At 43.0% G+C, this 20,435-nt stretch carries 1 protein-coding gene; it reads right to left on the reverse strand.

Annotation, left to right across the window (positions count from 1 at the left end; genetic code table 11):
- Positions 1-20,413 (reverse strand): putative Ig domain-containing protein (locus SANK73390_RS21145; protein WP_462768295.1); only part of this gene is annotated, 20,413 nt, incomplete at its 3' end.
- Positions 20,414-20,435: the final 22 nt, after the last annotated feature.

Here is a 20,435-nt window from a genome sequence, read left to right on the forward strand (position 1 = left end):
CGTTAATTGTACCGTTTTCCAAACGCCCACCATCAATCACAACACGGTTGTTATTGTCGTAGGTAAACCAATAACTTTTGGTTTTTCCCATCGGCTTTTGTGCAAGCACTTTGACAGGCTTTGGCTCGGCGTTAAGCGCTGCTGAACGCAGCATAATGGGTGCTGGCTCGGCCATTAATGTTTGCGGCACACTGGCCATGCGCATTAAAGTGTCTGTATTTCGCGATACCCTCACATACACACGTTTTGAGTCTTGTGCACTGAGGTTATCTTTAGTGTTAATAGTGAGATAAAAGCCATAACGAAAGCCAACCTCGATTATCGCCTTTTTATTGACACTAAAGCCTAATCGCACACTGTTATCACTAGCTTGGACTCTCGACATTTTCACCCAAAACGGTACACCCGAAACATTCACATTAGCAGCACTAATACCGTTTAAATCAGATACGGTTAATGTGCCACCACCAGAGTAACCATTTTGTGTAAATGAAACCGATCCTGTCACAGTTGTCGCACTTTGAGGCCGAGTGACAATGCCTATATTTTTAACCACCCACGGACTGTAAGTACCTTCATTATCTTTTACTCTGACTTTAACCCACTGGCTACCGCTGCCCGTTGCCTTGACCGTAATCTCTCGGCCACTACCTGAAAGTGATAACCCACTGGATGTTTGCCACTCATAGCTATGAATGCTGCCATCTGGATCACTGCCCGATGCATTGATAGTGGTACTGCTTCCTGAAGACAATAATTCAGAGCCACTCAATGTCACTGAAGGCGCCTTATTTGGCTGTGGTACCTTGACACTAATTAGGTTATACGCTGACCATTCACTCCACTGAGCACTGTCATTTTGTACCCTTACTGAGATGAAATAGTTACCTTCCTTATGGCCGGTAATCGTCACAGTACGACCACTTCCTGATATGCTTAAACCCGATGCAGATGAAGCTCTCCACTCATAAGCCACAGCATTACCATTTTGATTATCTGCTGTGGCTGTGGTGGCAGCACCAACATCTAATGTTCTGTTTGCGATAGTCAGTGGCGGCCCTGCTAACGGGTTAGGAACACTGATATACCTATACACTTTGCCACTTGAGTTACCATGTGCATCGGTAACTTTTAAGCTCACCCATTGTTGACCAGAAGCGCCTGCTTTTAACGTAAAACGACTATTACTGCTACTTCCTGATTGCACCATTCCTGAAGAGCTTTGCCAATTATAAGTAAAGTGCGTGTCGTCAGGGTCAGTTACAATGGCATCAAATGTACCACTACTTCCCTTTGTAAGCAGAGATGGACCGCTGATTTGCGCTGTCGGAGCTACATTTTTTATAACATCGGGAACTTTCGCCTTCACCGTGATGGTGTGCGTAGCCCATTCACTAATCAAATCCTTGTCATCTTTTACGCTCACTCGCACGGTGTATTGACCAGCTCTTTCGCCTAACACACTAATATTAGCGCCGCTACCAACCTGTTTTAATCCTGCAGGAATATCCCAAATGTACTCTTTTATTGTTCCATCACTGTCGCTTGCGTTTGCTCTTAAAGGGATTGACTCTTCAGCGGTTACACTAGATAAGCCGGAAATAGACACTATTGGCTTGCTGTTAGATCGTGTTACCGTTACGTAGTAAATACTTCTCTGCTTAACAATTAAGTCTCTATTATCATTAAATTCAAGTGCTTCTAACGTTATTGTATATCGCTTTTCGCGAATATAGGCCGTGCTGGGTTCCAATATAAGCGTATTATAATTATTTGTTATCTCTGCCCAACTTGGATCTGAACCAGCAATCCTGACTCTATCTCTTGGTACTGCGAACGATGAAATATCAATCGTCTTACCCGCAGACGATGGTTCCATGGTTATAACCGCTTCATCATTCACCGTTAAAGTAAACCACGCCTCGTCGGTCGCCCCCTGAGCACTATCACTGGCCGTTACTTTTATCATATGAACACCAGACTGACCCAACAACGAACCACGTAAATAGCCTTGTTCATCAACTTTAAGATCACTCGGAGCAAATGTAAGATCATACTTAAGCTTTAAGCTGCTATCGGTGACACTAAAAAACTTACTAATATGATAATTCAGTGTTTGTGTCACATTGATGCTTATATCATCGATTTTTTTTGAAGTGATTGGCTGAACATCTTTGACCGTGTAATTAAAGCTCTGAGTCTGCAAGTTCATACTGTTGTTTACATCCACTGCCGTGATACTTACGCGGTAATTCGATTGTGCATTGTATTGAATTTTCCCCGATACAATGCCATTGTTATTAATCGTTAATCCTGGTGGCAAATTAGTGGCCGTATAGCGACGCTGCATTGCACCATTTAAGTCAAACGACCCTGCAACACTAAAAGAGACGTATTGGCCCTCGCTATGCAATTTATCTTCAAGTGCGGGGAGGTTACTAGATACTGTAATACTTCTTGCTATCGCGGGCCCTTGGCTACCAGTGTCATCTTCTGCCCATACTTTTATAGTCAGCTCTCCGGAACCAATTGCACGAATAGGCCCAAGTGTATACCCCTCTCCTATGGGATCTTTGAATGCATGAACACGCTTTTTAGACAAACCATCACTAAAGGTAAGACCTTTATCTAGCTCTAAATGGAAAGCGCTAACAACATCAAGATCTCTGTCAAACGCGAAGGCTGTAATATAGAATTCATCACCTTTAGATACTTTCTCCTTCGGAAGCTTAAGATCTGACATAGTCGGAGCTGAGTTCCCAGTACCTAGTGGTTTGATTTTTAATATAAATGTCTGTGAAACTATTTGACTAGGATCACCACTTCCATGGGCAATCACCTCAACTTCATACGCTCCAATTTGAGTCATTCCACTATTATTGAACAAATAGTTTCCAACTTTTTCAACTCCGGGTGGTCCGTTAACTTGTATTTTTTCTCCTTCTGGTGTGAGTTCATAAAATGTAAAGTTGCGAATGACAATTTGCCCTATGTCAACAGCAAAGTACTGTGAAAAGTCATGCTCGTACGGTGTATTTATGCGCAGATCTTGGCTTGGGATGCTCTTTGCTATTCGTGGCGGTGGAGCTACGTCTCCCTTGTCTTGTACTTTGATGTAGTAAACTTCGTTTATGACAGTTCCATTCTCCCTGTCGCTTGGGTATTCAATAACGGTTGTGTAGGTATGCTCCAAGCCATCTTTTGCAGCTTTCATTGTTGGCACAACCTTGAGAAACGGGCCTATTTCACGTTTATCATTGTACGAGACAACCTTCACTTCACCAAAGTCTTCATTTTCAAAGCTATGTCCTGTTAATTTCGCCCCCTCAGGTACATTGAAATAATTGATACTTGCTTCATCAACGTGCTTAACGATAGTGTGAGTAATTTTGAAGTCTATCTTTTTGTAGGCAACTGCGGCAGGGTCTTCAGCGGCAACCACTTTAATTGTGGCCGAGAAATAATTTTGTTTATTATTTGATGGAATAGACCTAGTAATATGATTATTTTCTATTGTTAACCCCGGTGGTAACGCCCCTGAGTGTAGCGAGTATTTGTAAGTTAAACTGGTATCATAAAAATTAAAGAGTACTCCTTGGCGAGTTAAATCAAAATCGACATCAAAGTATTCCTTAAGAAGCACCTCATCTCCTGGTTTGTTAGGCACACTTTCAACAGCAACTTTATCCTTAACATCTAAGGTAAATGACCATTGTGCAGCGTAGTTTGGATCATTGGTATGGGCTGTTACTGTGATTGTATAAGGCGTATTTTGTGCAGCGCTATACATAAGTTTATTGGATATAACACCAGTGCGGGTATCAAACTCTAACCCGGCAGGTAAGTGAGAGATACTAAAACTCGTGATCGTAAGTTCAGGGTCAACCACATGAAATTTGTCACGCGTCGACAAATCAAATCGCTGCCCTTCATCTTTTGTATAAAATGCTCTTACAGACGTTGTGATTCTTTTAGTATCTATTACCGTTAACGAAAAATGCCACGTTTTGGTGTAAGTATCACCTAGCTCATCTTTAACTGTAATCGTCACAGGGACATTGGGATAACTCCCTTGGGTGTTATAATTCAGTCGATGAGACAATTTCCCTTGTGGTCCAACACTTATGCTATCGGCCAAACCATCTACTTGATAGCCAACGATAGTTAAGTCTGGATCAGAGAGCGTAAACTTACTTGCCAAATCAATAACCAGTGTGCCACCTTCTACTATATCAGGTAATGACTCTGTTGGTTTTACTATAATTGGCTCAACATTAACCACATTAATCGTTATTTTCTTTTTGACAAAGTACGATTCAAAATCCGGATCAAATACCTTTACATCGATTTCATATTTTTCTTTAGCGTTGTAGCTGAGCTTGCCTGTAATTTGCCCTGTAGCGGAGTCTAACTTTAGACCTTTTGGTAACGACTCAGTTGTAATTTCATAGGCTAACTTGTCCACAACAACGCTTTTATGGAAGTATCTTTGTAAATAGATATCGGCCGGTTCACCCTCGATGAGCGTTATCGGCTCTATTGCGTCAGCCCTAATTGGCTCTTTGACTTCCATGATACCATTGGTAACTTCCATACTACGGCGGTTGCCAACAGCATCATAACGATAAACGATTTTTGCTATGCCATCCCCTAACACCCATTCAGGCTGGTTTGAGGTAGAGGTATTCTTAAAACGAATGGTCTCTACGGCACCCATTCGGCCATGCGAGTCATAAATGGTTTGCGTTTTTTGCCTTATTACACGGCCCAAATCATCTCTCGCTTGCTTAACTTCTGTGGTGCGACGCCCAGCTCTATCGTATTCAAAATACGAATACGCCCTCGTTTTTTCGTCTTTTATTTCTTTTAGCCAGCCGTTTTCGTAGTAACTGTATTGAATGTTTTGACCATAGTCATTTTGGCGCCAAACAACACGACCAATATTGGCTTTTGGTTTTACATTGCCATCGCTATCAAGTGTATCAATAGGGGTGTCTTTCGAAGCAAAATCTCGCCCAAAGAACACCTGTGCATTTTTACCCGAGAGATCATTGCTATGTGTTAACTGGCCGAACTCATTGTAGTCACGACTTATCGATTCGTTTTTAAATTGCCCATCAACATTAATATAGTGCTCTTCGGTTTGTTTTCCCTCGCTATTAAACTTGTATTCCTTAACACGGTTCATTTCATCTTGGCTGTAAATTACATTGCCCAGCACATCAAAACGATAACGCATTACACCGTCTACAGCGGTTGTAACCTGACTACGGTTACCTAGTTCATCGTAAGCATATTGATTCGTTTTACGATAACTATCAGCCACTCTATTAACCACACCAAATTGACCCGTTTCAAGCACTTGGTCTAATCTGTCATAGGTGCTGGTAGTGACTCGCCCTAATGCATCTTGAGTTGATACCTTACGTCCGTGAATGTCGTAGTTATAGCGTGTAACATGTCCCTCGCCGTCTTGGTGCGCGACTTGTTTATTGTTGGCATCAAAACTAAAGGTTTGCTCTGCTTTGTTCGCATCTTTTTTACGTACCAAGTTACCTTGTGCATCGTAATAGTATAGGTTAACTGGTCGCTCATAGCGAGTGACACCTGCTTCGCTAGTTATTGCCACGGCTGGCAATATCTCTTTAATCACCTTGTTTTGATGGTTGTATTGCGCTTTGGTGATACTTCCCATAGCATCTTTGTGCTCAATCACATTACCCCAACGGTCGTGTTTTTGTGTAATGGTCGGCACATGCTTAATGCCATGCAGCATGTAAAGCGGTTGCTCAATATGCTCGGCATTGCCCAGTGCATCACGCTCAATCTTGGTGGTACCATTAAGGGCATGAATTGTTTGGGTTAATCGGCCAGCATTATCATAGGTGTGAGTTTTTAGTACCCCATCACCTTTGGTGGTTTTCCACAATAAGCCTTCTTGGTTATAAACATACACCCCTTGGTCGTCTTTTTTCACTTCACCGAAAGCGTTGTACGCGGTTTCAAAAGTAAACTCTGAGTTGGTTGGTTTGCCGCCGTGTGTTGACACGCTATCAAGTGATTTTGCAGTCACCTGTCCATTGTTGTCATATTGATAAGACGTGAGTAATGACTTGCTGCTGTTATCTGAGTTGGTGTAATGCGCCCGGCTTTGAGATAACAGTCCGTGTGCGTTGTAATGGTGCTCTGTTTTATGGCCAAGCGCATTATATTCACGTATTAGCTGACCACGGGTGTTGTACTCATGGCGGGTTACTTTGTCCTGCGCTAAGTGTGCTGGTGCGGTTAAATCACCCCAAGTACGAGAGTGCCCCGTTAAGCGAGTAGCATGTTCACGTTGCTCAACTAAGTTACCTAACACATCATAACCATAGGATGTTGCTTGGCGGCCCAGTAGTGTTGTGGTGGCCGCGGCTTTAGATGCCTTTGCGTTGGCGTTTACATGGTCGGTATAAGCTTGCGCTTTGTTGATTAAGCGCCCTGTCGCATCGTATTCAAACAAGGTGTCAGCGCCAACACTGGTGCCAGTATATGTTTCTGGATTGGCTAAATCAGTACTTGTGGTCAGTGCAGTGCGCACATTACCCAGTACATCGTACTCTTTATAATCAATTACTTGGTTTTTATCGGTATACGCAAATGCACTTGAGCCTTGCTGTTTTACAGCCACATTTTGATAGACCGTGTGGGTAACTCGGCCCATATCATCGTAATAAAACTCAGTGGTGCGGTTTTGGTCTTGAGTCTCGTTATCTACCCTTACCGTTGGTACGGCATTTTCGTCAATAGAGCCACTGAGTGCCACCGCATATTCGGTGCTTGATGCTACTTCCCCGTGTTCGTTATAACTTAAGGTCGTGAGGTATTTACCCGCATCCACGCTGACTACTTTTTGGCCTAGGGTATTGTAATAGCTGTAGGTGCTCAACGGTGCTTGGTTATCTAACAGTTGCTCTTTTTTAATTTCTTGGTCAAAGGCGTTATAGGTAAAGTGCGTGGTTTGTTTGCCAATAACAACTTGCTCTTTGCGCCCTGCCGTGTCGTATTGGGTGTGAATACGACGGTCAAGGGGAGATGCATTCACGTTCGCATCGTTACTTGGGCTTAGTAAACCTGAGCTATTCACCATATCCGCTAAGGTTATGGGCCCAGTAGGTTGAATGGTATGCTCATCAGCATATTGAATAAGCAACACTTCTTGACCAAAGGCGTTAAATTGGCGCTCAATCACATTGCCGTCCGTGCTTATTTCAAAGCGTACGTTACCCACATTATCGTATACTTTCAGTGCAGTTAACCCACCTTGTGTTGTGCTTACAGCACGTCCAAGTGCGTCATATCGGGTGAGTGTTTCAGTTGCAGGTGCATGCGTTGTAGCTGCTTGGCGCGTCGCGATTTGGCGACCCGCACTGTCATACATAAAGTGAGTGACTGCTTTTGGTAAGCCGCTTACCCAGCTATTATTTTGCTGCCCGCCTTCTTCAATAATCGTAACATTACCAAGCCCATCGTAATGAAAGGCTTTTGTGATGTGCACATTACTGAGCGTTCTTAGGCTACCATTATGCCAATCATAAACTGCCTGTTGAGGGCCGCGTTCAAACGCTAACTTGCCTGCAGAGTTGTAGTCATAAGTCCACGTTGCGCCTTTTTGGTTGGTATAGCTGGCCTTTAAGCCATTGTCGTAGTAGCTAAATTGCTCGGTGGTGCCATCAGCATGGCGTTGCCAAGTTAGCTGCCCTTTGGCGTTATACTGAGCGTGATTAACACGGGCGTCATTTAATAACTCACTGGCAAAGTGACTTTGCAGGTCGGTGAAGCTTAATGTACCGGCGTTAAATTTACTATTCAGTGCAGCGTGTTCAGTAAGGGATGTGCCATGAGTAATATTACTCATGATGTCGCTAATTTCATTATAGCGCTGCTCGATGACATGGCCTTGCGCATTCACTGTAAAGCGTAGACGCCCAGCTGCATCGTAAAACAATTGGCTGCTGCGGTCGTGCTCTGAACGGCTGATTTTGCTTGCAAGCTCTGCTTCATTCGCCGCGTCGCCATAACTTACCGTATTAGCATAAGCAATGGTTTCTACGAGTTGCCCTGCATTATCGTAGCGACTTTCTTTAATCGCTGCTTGTGCATTATCTAGCAAGGTTAAAGTAAAGCGTGGTTGCCCTTTATCGTTGTAGAGCGTTTTAAGCTTACTGTCCGCCTTTTGAGTCATTTGAGCGTAACTCACTGTGGATTTAACCAAATAAGCGGCATTAAAAGTGCCTGCTTTTAAGTGCGTTAGCCCGTCACTTGTTATAGAGGCGCGCGCGCCCCAGCGAATTAACTCATACACACGCCCTTGTGCATCGTAGTGCCACTGAGCAACCCCGCCATCAGCGTTAATATGTAACGACTTGCGACCACTTTCATCGTAGCTGGTGTAATTGGAAACAGCGGTATGCTCATCAGTGAATGCTTTTAATGAACTGGCTACATTATTTTCATTTGGGCTTGGCATGAAGCTTTGGTATTGATGTTGCGCTATTTGCTTGCCATTGTTGTCGTAGTCAAAACGACTGACTTGATATTCAGTGTTATTCACCGACACCAAGTTTGCACTTAACTGGTTTGCTTCATTATAAACAAAGTATTCAGTCTTATTGCGCTGTGCATCGATGAGGGCGGCTTTCTTAATCAGGTTATTGTTATCGTCATACTCATAGTTAGTAACTTGGTCACCCTGAATGGTTTGAGCTAAGCGCCCTAGCGCATCGTATAGGTAGTCGGTGTTAAGTGCATTGCTGCCACTGCCTTGTGTAACTTGTAGTTGATTACCTAAACCATTGTATTGGTATTCAGTGATACTTTGTTGTGTACTACCTTGGCGTACGACCACTTTGAGTGCACGACCTTGGCCGTCAAAAGTGGTGGTTGTGGTGTTGGTTGTGCCTGCTGTTTGAATGCCCCCACTGACAACGGTATTAATTTGCTCGCTCTTAATAACTTCGCTGCCATGCTTGTTATGCTCAAACGTAGTGGTCAGCTTTAAGCCGCTTGGGTCAACAATACTGGCCGTAACACGGCCTACATTATCGTACTGGGTCTCAACTTGATTGCCATTAGCATCGGTGACTAGGTGCACGCGGTTATTTTTATCGTACTGTTTATGTGACTGCACTTCATCGTTGAGTAACGTTTTGATGAGATTACCACTGGCATCATATTCAAACGCGCTGATGCTCAGGGTATTACCTTGTGTATCAAGTTGTGTTACTGACGCTACTTGCCCTTGGCCGTTACGCGTGGTTTTAACTTGCGCGCCATTTGGTTGGAACACTGTAGTGGTATTCGTGCTGTCTTCGTACTCATAGCGCGTGCTATGCCCTGACGCATTTTTAACTGACAGTTTACGCCCTTGCATATCGTAGCGAGTTTCTATTGTGCGCGTAGCACCATCCACCACTTGTGTGGTACTCACTACCCGACCAATTTTATCATCGGTGCCATTAACGCTGTAACTGATATCAGTCTCATTGCCGTTGCCGTCAATGGTTTTGGTTAAACGACCAAAGGCATCGTATTCTTTATGAGTTGTTTGGGTAAGGCTTGCGGCGTTTAAAGTACTTGACGTTTGCAAACCGCGCTTATCGTAACCAAACTCGGTATGAATAAGCGCCTTGCCAGCTTCATTGCGCTGTTTATTAAATAGCGTTACATGGGTTTGTTGTGACTGTTTAACTAGCTGCGCAAAGGCATTGTACTCAAGGATGGTTTTATACCCTTGCGCATCGGTTTTTTCACTGATCAAGCCCCGTGTATCGTAGTCTAGTTGCTCATGAAATTGCTCACTATCGGCTAGCTTGTCTGTTAAATAAGCAGCAACCGTTTTTGTACCGTCGCTGGTTTTGTTACTAACAAGGCCCCCAATCAAGCCCGCAGAGCTAATCTGTTCGGCACTTAATTGGGTGTGATAACGCAGTACATCGGTACGTTGATTGAACGTGTTATAACGATATTCAGTCACTTGACCTTCGCCGTCAATTTGATAGCGCCTATTGCCTTGCGCATCATAGTAATAACGGGTTTGTGCCCCTTCGCGGTCGCTCGTTAGGCGAATATTGCCTAAAATATCGTATTCGGTGCGGGCACCTTCTTGAGCCGCTTTGCTGTTAATTTGTGCTTGGGTGGCATCCGCGCCAAGCTCTGCATTTTGATTGCCGTCTAAACTAGATACCAAACGCCCTTGTTGGTCGTATTGGTAGCGCTCGGTGCTAACAGGGGCTTTGGCGAGTAGGTAGTTGTCTAGGTAAACGACGCTGTTATTTCCTGCCGTATTTGGGTTTCCATAGAGTTTTAACCTTGCAATTCCAGTCCAATCAGCTGCTGATTGTGTATGGCTTTTAGCTTGCTCAGGGTGCCCTTTTGGATAAACTGTTAGAGTTGTTCTGTCTTGTGAAGTTGTCCAAGTAATCACAAAAGTGATGTTTGGGTTTGCTTCAAACAGTTTTATTCCTGAAAACATGCTTGAGCCTTGTCGCTCGGCAGTCACCCAAACACCTTCAGAGTTAATACGAACTGAATGCCTATCTAATGACTGGTTGCTGTAACTTCCATTATTGTCGAGACCTCCAAAGAAATAGCTACCGGAGGTAAATGAGCCCGTCGTCACCTCCAAGCTCAGCATCACATTATCACTAAGATTAAATACATCCTTACTTTGCACAGACGGCCAGCTGCTTTGCGACGATTTAATACGGTTAAATGCGACTCTGTTGTCATCTAACGTTAGGTCTCCAGCGGTATTTGAATAGACATGGACGTTTGAATATTCCCCATTGCTAAAATCATCATGTGCAATTACATTCTCATATTCACGCTTTTCAACCAACTGCCCCATCGCGTCGTAGCTGTAGTGGGTCATGGATTTATCAGCGCGGAGCTCTCGTTCAACCTGCCCATTGGCGTTGTAGGTCCAACGGGTAGTGGTTTTATCCCCATTAGGTAGCGCTAAAGGCGCACCGATGGCTTGGTTGCGTACTTGGTTGTGATAAGTGCTTTGTGATTGTTTATGACCATCTTTGTTGTAAGTGAAGGTGGTCAATGCACCATCTGCTGAGAGCGAGCTAATAACACGGCCTTGACCGTCGTAGTAAGTGTGACTGATACGGTCTTGTTGTGACTCTGTGGTGCCAGCATTTGCATAGCGGCGCTGTGCAACTTCATTGCCTGCTTTATCGTAGTAATAACGGGTAACATAACCTTCGCCATCGGTTTTGGTTTCAAGCAAACCTTGTGCGTTGTAGGTCATTTGGGTGCTGCGCGCACTGGCTTGTGACGCACGTTCGTTTAAGCCGGATAAGCGCACTTCCCCCACTTTTCCTGAGCCGCGTATAAGAAAGGCCTCGGTATTGGTGATTATGACACCTGGGTCTACCGCTGAAAGGTCAGCTTGTAAATCACGAGTCAATGTTTTCCAATTGCCATCTGCAGTATCTGCCGAGAGAAAATACATCGCGTATTTACTGGTTGTTCCTGTTAGATAAGGCGCTTTAGTGCCGATTTGATAGGTCATATAACGATGACCTTGGGTTGTGTTTATGCTGATGTAAACTATGTAAGCTTCTGCATATTTCATATCCCATGAGATAGTAGGGCTCTTTGAGTTCCAATTCGATGATGGACTTGCTCTTAAACGGTAGCCGTTAGAGAGTGCAGCTCCCTCAATCGTTAGCACTTCTTTACCATACTCCGCATCAAAGGCCGATGTCATTGTGGCACCCGCAGGGTCTGCATCATACACATGCCACTGCGCCAAATTCACTGGACTATTATGGCTTTGGTAGATGATGTCACCCATTGGCTCACCGTACTGTTTTTGCACATCGTATTGCTTCTGCTCAATCAATTGGCCGTTGTCGTTATAGCTGTATTCAGTGACATAGCCTTTGGCGTCGATGTCATATTGTTTACGGCCCGCTAAGGTATAAAGCGTACGTGTGCTGCGGTTGTCTTCATGATTGGCGTGGGCTTTTAGGTCATTATCTAGTTGCTCAAGGGTTTTGACCATCGCGCCACCTGAGGAAAGCCACTGTGAGGTGTTGACCTTTTGTGCGTATTGAATGGTTTGTGTTACCCGACCTGCTTGGTCATAGTGTAGACGAGTGACTGCGCCTGTTTTGCTCACCGTGGCGGCTTTATTGCCCGACTCATCATATAAGGTATAGCTAATCGCCCCTTGTTTATCTTTTGTGGCGACCGCTTGGCCTTCGCGGTTATAGTAAATACGTTCTGTACCATAAATGTTATTACCCAGCGAGGTGCCTTCAACATTCACAACCAATTGCCCTGCTTTGTCAAACACCTGTGTTTGCCACAAGCCATTAGCGTATTGTGTGCCAATGCGTTGGTTGGCATCATCGTAAGTGTAAGTGGTTTGCGCTTGATTGGCGTCGGTTTTGCTGAGCAAGCGCCCTAAGCCATCGTAGCTGTAGGTGGTACTAAAGTCGTTATCTGTACCTTGAGTAATAACACCACGTGGCGTGGTTTCTTGTAATAACTTACCATGCGCGTCATACATATAGCGGGTGGTGTTGCCATCAACTCCAAGGCCTTGACTGTTCACACTGCTATAGCGTGTTACCGTACTCAACTGACCTCTAAAGTCGTAGCTATAGTCATGGCGTTGTTGTTGGGTTTTATTTAACCCATTCACAAAGCCCTCAAGCGCACTTAAACTGGTATTGCTACCAGTGTAGTTGGCATGAGTATACGTGTGTTGGCTAGTGCGTTGGCCTAATGCGTTATAACGGTATTCAACCACGCCATTGTTCTCATCTAGCGTGAATCGTAGGCGCTGGTTATTGTCGTAAACGTAATGTGTGGTGTTATCGCCCAATTGCTCTGATAGCAATTGGTTATGGCTGTTGTATGTGCGCTTAACCGTTACCCCGTCCGCATCGGTTTGGGTGGTTATGTTACCTTGTGCGTCATAGATAAAGGTTTTTGCTTGACCTAAGCCGTTACGTATCTCAGTTACTTGCCCAGCACTGTTGTACTCATACTCTTCTCGTACATGTTGACCATCAATTACGCGCTCTAGCGCACTTAGGCGCTTAGCATCATCAAAGTAATAATCAACCTGTGAATTACCTAACGTTACACGCGTGTGTGAATCAGACACATATTGATAAGCAGTGGTATTGCCCTGTCCGTCTTGTAGGGTTTTAACGCGGTAATAATCACCATGCGCTTCATAGCCTATAGTCAGTGCAGTACCGTCTGATTGGCTAACAGTGCGAACGCGGTTGCTATCACCGTGGTAGGTGTATTTGGTTTCATACACCTTGCCATCGGCAATTGCATTGTCATCAGGGGTTAAGTCTACTTTAACTGATGACAGGCGCTGGTTGCCATCATACCCATAGTACACCCGAGTTTGGGCATTGCTTGTGCCAGCTTGGGTTTGAATGCTTTCTAATAAGTTTTGCGCGTTGTATTTCAGTGAGGTGGTCTCTAAACCACTGTCAGTTTTGGTGATAATTTGGGTTACACGCTCACCACTATAACTGATTGTTGTTTCATGACCTTGTTGACTGAGCATTGCAATTAAGCGACCTTGTGTATCGTAACGCTCTAACTGGTTTTGACCGTCAATATTCAGTGTGGCACTGCCATCGCTGCTCAGCGTTAACGTATCATGAGCACCACTGCCCGATGTACTTACATAATGGCCCTTAGCCGCATCATAGTTAAAGCGCTGAGCAAAGCCATCCGCCGTCACCCGTGTAACCACACTGCCCGTTTGGTTCTTTGTGCCTTCAAGTGAGATTGACTTTAAAAACCCTAAGCGCCATTGGTCGTTATTATCACCATCAAAATAGCCAAGGCTATTGTACGTTCTTACTAAGTTTGCACCTAACCCAAGCCCTTCAACATGCTCATCTCGCTGTTGTAATACCAAATTACCTGTGGCTGCATTAACAAATATATTTTCGTTATTTTGTCCAAGTGCCGACATATCAGTTAACTGAACAGGGTTCTTGATACCAAAAGATCCCAAAGTGGTTTTACTTCGAGGGTTGTGGGTTCTAGCCGTTATTAAAATCTCAGCGGTCTGATTTTGATGATCTTTAACCTTAAGTGTAATTACTTCACTTCCAATTTCGTTTGGCGCGTTGCCCACTAACGCTTTTGCGTCCGAATCGTAACTAAGCCAGCTAGGAAGCTGAGTTACACTAATTTCTAATGGCAACTCACTGTCACTAAACGAAATTGGTATTACAACATCTTGATTTTGTTCTAGAGAAACCAATACATCACCCGTATATAACGGCAGTGGCGTATAGGTAATACGCTGTGAGATGTCATTGGCACTTAATGCAGTATTGGAGTTTGCAAGTTCAATACCTAAACGGGTACTCTCACTTTGTTCAAACCAGTTTTGTATTGTTAAGCTTTGTTCTGTCTCTTCTACTTCAATCAATAAATCTTGATGTTGACGCTTAAACGTTAAATCAGACAATTGAATGTTGGCCGCACCATCCGTGAATAAAATACGCCCTTGGGTGTTGTTAACACTACGAGTTCCTCCTGTATAAATATACGCAGAAGTGCTCACTGAAATAGTTATATTGGCCGTTTGCTCTTGATGGTCTTTAACGCTTAGTACTACCTGCTCATGTGTTTGCTCGTTTGGCGCGTTGCCCACTAACGCTTTTGCGTCTGAGTCGTAACTAAGCCATGCAGGAAGTTGCTGCGCAACTATTGATAAAGGCACAGCCGTATCAACATTAAATTGCAATGGAATGCGTACAGCCTCACCGCGTTGAATGGCTATTGCTGTGTTACCTAAATAGCTTGGTAACGGGTCATAGCTGATGGCCTGTTCAATTTCAGCTGCACTTAACGCTAAATTTGGGTCACGAGCAAACTTCAAATCCATTTTGTTATGACTTGAATCAAACCAGTTTTTAATCGTAATACTGTGCTGACCATCTTGCACGTTTACAATCAAATCTTGATAGTTACGTTTAAAAACTAAGGCTTCATGGCCAAAAGAAACATTTGTTTCGAATAATAAAGTGCCGCCATTATCTTCAATGGTGTCATGACCACCACTAAATGCGTATGTGTCATGCCCTGCATCGCCTCGATATACATCATCACCCGTACCACCTACAAGGCGCTCATCATCTTTATCGCTCCCGACAACAATCACGTCATCTAACGTAAACGGGTTTAATTGCGCATCGCTGTCGCCTTCAAATACAACAAAATCCTTATTGTCGAATTGTTTATGCAAGGTTAGTACGTCATTTGAGTCTTTAAATGCTATTTGGAAGGTGTCATCAGCATATTTATAAATATCAACATCGCTGCGCTTAACCTCTTTTAGCATTAACTTATTGGACTTCTCAAAATTTGTAGAGTCACCGACAAAATCAATAAGATCTGAACCATCGCCTTTTTTATAAATGATTGTTTGGCCTCGTGCCCCTGTTATGAGGTCGTTGCCCTTACCTGCTTCTATTACTCCTCGATAGTCACCACTTGCATAAATCATATCTCCTAGATCACTACCTTTAAAATTTGAGTCGCTCTCACCAAGAGAATGTAACACCCCTACTAGAGTATCTAACTCGAGTATTTCTCCATCATCAAATTGAACCTTATTACTGGCATTAAGCCATTTATCGAGTCCTAATTCTCCTCGATACGGCTTATGGCCGTGAAATATATCATTATCAAATAACCGAACAACAACATCACTCTCGTTTGTTCGAGCGAATACTAGTTTTTCTTTATCAAAGCCTTTCAACTTAAGTAGTTGGTTTTGTCCAAAGTTTACAATTTGAGATGACCATGTTCGTTGGTCAGATCCAACGTACTGACGAACGACTGTATTATTACTACTCTGCAAAAAAGCTCGGTCATACTCGGTGGCTGAAAGGTGAACTGTATGGTTGCCTGCTTGTAAAAAGAACGTATCCGCTTTAGAGCTTCCATGTAGAACACTCCCGCTTTGATAGCTTATGACTTCTCTGCCGATATCATTTACTTTAACTGGCGACTCTGAATCAGAGAATTGAATATAATTGTTACCATCAATCCAATTTTTAAGAACTATATGGTTTGCGTTACTTTTTAACTTAAGCTCTAAAAAACCATCGCGCTGTGTAAAAACCACTTCATTTCTAGCAAGGTCTTTAAATTTAAGTACTTGACCATTGTCATGGTTTTCTATTTTTATCCGTTCAGCTGTTGACCTAAAATGACTCTCCTCTAACAGTAATGTGGTATTAGAACCAAATGTATGTATGGTTTTAAGGTTTTGTCCACCAGTAACTTGAATATTGTCTCCCTCAACAAAAAGTCTCTTTACATCACCTTGGACTGTTACACTCTGATTTGACTCGACTAAAACCAGCTTCCCAACCTCAATCGCTGAGATAAATTCAGCTAAACTATAAACGTTACCGCCACCAGGCAAGTCGATACGGCCGGCATTATCCCCCTGCCATCCATGCACCGTTAACTCACCTGAGGCGGAGCTAATGACAAAACCATCGGATGTCTGACGGTACTCAAGCTCTTCTATCGGGTGGGTTAAGGAAATTATTTGCTCATTACCTTCGGTATGAATAGTATGATTACCTGCCCTTACAACAAACAGGTCACCATCAGATGAAGAGTAAACAGTATCATTACCGCCGCTAAGAGATATTGCATCCGCGCCTTCACCATCATAAATAATATTATCAGCTTGCGTACTATCAATCCGATTAACCCCAGACGCATCGAATACTACCTTAGCTTCGTTTCGTAACTCTTGAATAGTAAATTGCTGCGCTTGACCGTTCTCTTTAAAAGTAACACTCCCAGAACTACCTTCTAAATAAAGCACATCACCTTCTGTAGGCATCACAAGTTTCAGAGCTACTCCTTGCATCTGCACCTGTATGTCTTGCCTTTTAAGGCCGTTAATTTCAACATCAACAGGAGATGCAGTAACGTAATCAGCACCATCTCCTTGGTTGTAAATCAACCTAAATGGTTTTACTCCACTCCTATCATGGCCCATAAACACATAGTCATTACCCTTACCTGTTTCTACTGTGCCATCAAATGAGCCATCTACTTTTATTCGCTCATTATCATTGCTACCAACAAACGTATGTTGACCTTCAAATGCTTGTTTAAAAATGCCGAAGCGACCCTGTTCAAAGGGTAAATAAACTTCGTCTGCAAATTTTATATAGTTATTATTTCGGTGCCATCCTTTAAGTGTTATCTGCTCTGCTGTATTTTTAAATTTAACAATTACATTGCCACTATATTCCATGAGGCTAGGGGTGATTATATCTACATCTTCACGAGACACCCCATGTAACACAAGGGCATTACGTTCGGAGGCATCGGCATAATATTTATCATTACCGTCGCCAGCACGGTAATGATACGTATGACCTTTACCCCACAGCCTAATATCATCGTCCCCTTTGCCTGCAAACACAACCGACGGTGTACGTGAGTGCATAAATGCATTGGCGTCCAGTTTGTTATCACCATCACCTAGATATAAGGTATCTGCATTTGCACCTGCTGCATCATTAGTAGCACCTGAACCTGAACCAATGAAAATGTTGTTTATTATTTGGTATTCAGAGCTTGCAGCAAAACTCCATGGTGCTGGCACATCTCCTTGATAAAACCTATCGACTTTTAGATTCCAATTAGTATCTGCATCTTGAGAGATTTGTGCTCTATCTAACGTTGCGTCTTTGAGGTTAACTTGCGTGAGTCGACTTTTAATACTGGCATCTAACGAATACCAGTTTTTTACAATAATATGCTCATTACCGCCAACAAAGTTATATACACCTTTTAACTGAATAATGAGATCACTGCTGTCACTTGATTGGTGAAATAATACTTGGTCATTCGAGAAGGCGGATAAGTCTAACTTATTAACATCAATATCGAGTTCAACCATTCCATCAGCAAGTGCATAATGCATTGTAGAATTACTCACCAGTGAATCTATATCTACTAGCTCATCACCCGACTTGATATAACCTTTATTCTCTCCTTGCCAACCATGAATCGTAACGTTTACACTGTTGACTCCAGTGACTTCATACCCTCCATCAAATCGGGTAACCATTATGTCGTTAAATTTCATCCATCTTATATCTAATATTTGTTCGCTACCTTGCGTATAAATAACGTCACTACCAGTACTGGGGATAAAAATATCACCCTTTGATTGCGAGTAAATAACATTATTTCCAGAATACAAGTTAATCTGCTGCGCACCTTCTAAATCGTGAACAACATTGTCAGCTTTATTACCATGCAAGTAATCAACACCAACACCACCTTGAATCTGTGTTACTTGAGCCGCTAGCTCCACAACAGTAAATGACTCAGGTTGACTACCATTGAATGTGATTGTAGAGTAGTGATATGTAGGTATAATAATTGCATCATCTAATGTTGGCAGCATAATTTTTAGCATTTTGCCTTCAATTACCACTTCAGAATCTGCGCGATTCACTCCATTTATTTGGATATTTCCTCTTACCCCGTAAAAGTGATCCGTCCCATCTCCAGGGTTATGAACAAAACTAATCTCATTTGAAGTGTTCGGTTCCATAGGCCTATATATGAAGTCATTACCTGTACCAGCTACAATTTCTCCATTAAATTCGGTACTCAAAATAATTCTATCGCTATCCTTAGTACCTATAATTTGAGTGTCAGAGTTATGAGTACGAATAGTATTACCTAGCATTCCTTCAAAATGCTTTGGAATGACATCCCCTTCAAATTGAATATGATTATTATTAAATAACCAGCCCTCTAGCGTGATTTGTTCTCCTGAACTGTTCAGCGTAATAATTACATCGGTACCTTCATGCCTGACTAATACATCATCCCTAGATATGTCGTGTAAAACGAGAATATTGTCTGACATTCTGGCCGCTTTAATCGTGTCGTTACCATCTCCTTTTTGGTAATGAAAAGTAGTTCTTGACATTATCAGTTCAAAAGTATCGTCGCCTTTACCCATATACAACGTGCGAGCATGGGACGGAAGAAAACCTCTTGCATCATAGCTATCGTTACCTGAGCCCATATAAGTTTGATCTGCAAACAATGCACCTGTATCAAAAGAGTCATTGTCAGGACTACCTATAAGAATTCGATTGATTTGGTCAATATCAAAAAGTGGGTTGCCCCAAAGTGATGTGGGAGTTTGTTGAAAAAAACGATCTTTTTGCAAGTTCCAATTAGTATCTGCATCTTGAGAGATTTGTGCTCTATCTAACGTTGCGTCTTTGAGGTTAACCTGTGTGAGTTGGCTTTTAATACTGGCATCTAACGAATACCAGTCTTTTACAATAATATGCTCATTACCGCCAACAAAGTTATATACACCTTTTAATTGAATAATTAGATCAGTGCTGTCGCTAGACTTGTGGAAAAAGACTTGGTCTCGGTTAAACTCACTTAAATACAGTTCGTGGTAGTTTTTATCCAATGATACCATACCGCTATCAAGGTTATATTGATAAACACCTAATGGTAATGATTGCGCCACCGGCGCACTGGCAAATGACATTGCCCTCATCATGGGTGGTTTAGGCGCTGCGCCCACTTGGCTGAATGTTGGCGCAGTTAAACGATTGAGTTGCTCGTCAAGCTCTGCCAAGGAAAGCGTTAACTGACCATCCGCAAGCCAGTTTGATGTATCAAGCGCTCGCTCATACTTGGTTGAATGAATTTGATCATGTGCCTGATTGAATATTATTCGAGTAACAAACCCTTGTTCATCCACTTTGGCGGCTTGTCGCCCTGCTTCGTCATAAAATACATAGCTACGCGCACCCTGCGTGCTTTCGCTTACTACCTTGCGGTTTTGTTTATCAAGATAAAAACGTTCTATGCCCTGACTGCTATCACCAAAAGATGTACCATAAGCAATCGATACCAAAGCACCCGTTTTATCAAAACTGTGCGTTTGCCATTGTGTGTTGTCATCAACAATGGCAAGTCGTCGCGATTGTTCATCATATATGTACTGTGTAGTTACACCTTCACTGCTTATTTTTGCCAGCATACGGCCCAAGCCGTCATAGCTATAGGATGTTTGCCCTGCTTTAGTGTCTACCTCTTGTTGCAACAAACCGTATGGGTCATAAACATAGTGCGTATTACTTACTATATTGGTTGGGTTACCCAAGCTATCTGCACTTAAATAGCGCACTAAACTTTTTAGCTGCCCTCTAAAGTCGTAGCTATAACGTGTTTGCTGTTGAGCACTCAGGTCAATACTTGTTAACCACTGAGATAAGCTATCATACGAATAATGGTTATCTGTGTAGTTGGCATTAGTATACACATGCTGACTAGCTCGCAAACCTGTGCCGTTATAGCGATAC

The organism is Pseudoalteromonas sp. SANK 73390 (assembly GCF_054966645.1).